Source organism: Neglectibacter sp. X4, assembly GCF_009917365.1.
In the GTDB taxonomy this organism is placed as follows: domain Bacteria; phylum Bacillota; class Clostridia; order Oscillospirales; family Acutalibacteraceae; genus Acutalibacter.
Window position 1 is genome coordinate 1 of the sequence record NZ_QWLE01000288.1, and the last position, 610, is coordinate 610.

Annotated in this window: 1 protein-coding gene and 1 pseudogene; both read right to left on the reverse strand. The window is 53.1% G+C overall.

The features are described 5' to 3' along the window. A pseudogene (locus tag D1841_RS19445) lies at positions 1-255 on the reverse strand (hypothetical protein); the annotation flags it as partial. Then, positions 212-610: ParA family protein (locus tag D1841_RS18165; RefSeq protein ID WP_166554381.1), on the reverse strand; the 399-nt coding region annotated here is incomplete at its 5' end. The pseudogene D1841_RS19445 and the gene D1841_RS18165, both read right to left, overlap by 44 nt.

Below are 610 nucleotides of genomic sequence, written 5' to 3' on the forward strand. Positions count from 1 at the left end.
TCTGCTCAAAACAAGCCTTGACAGATACCCCAAGCCTCCGAAGTGCGTGGGTTGTCCCAGAGTGCGGGACAACGTGGTTATAGGAAATTTCCGATAACGTAGGCAAGCAATGAGCCGGAATATCCTTTTGGGATATTCCGGCTCGCTTAAAGGGATTTCTACCACCTTTTCCCGCCCTGCATCGGCGCGGCTTTCCTCGGTGGAAAACAGATCATCGACCGATGCCAGCTCTACTTTTTTCGCGCTGCTTTTCAAGTTTCAACACCTCCTTAGTCAGATTTGCGTAACCCTCCGCTACTTTGCCGCCTGGGTCATGGGAGAAAATGCTCTTGCCCTCTGCGCTGATTTCCTTTGCCCGGACAGAATGGGGAATCTCGGTTCCGAACACCTTGATTTTACTGCCGTAGGTTTCCCGCAGCAGGGCGGCAATCTCTTTGGCGAAGTTAGTGCGGTTGTCCACCATTGTCAGCAGAATACCGTCTATTTGCAGTTTCGGGTTGATCTGCCGCTTGACCTTGTTCACCGTAGAGAGCAGCTGTTCCAGCCCTTTGGCGGGCAGGTACTCCGCCTGGACGGGAATTATAATCCTGTTGGCAGCGGCCAGGGCGTT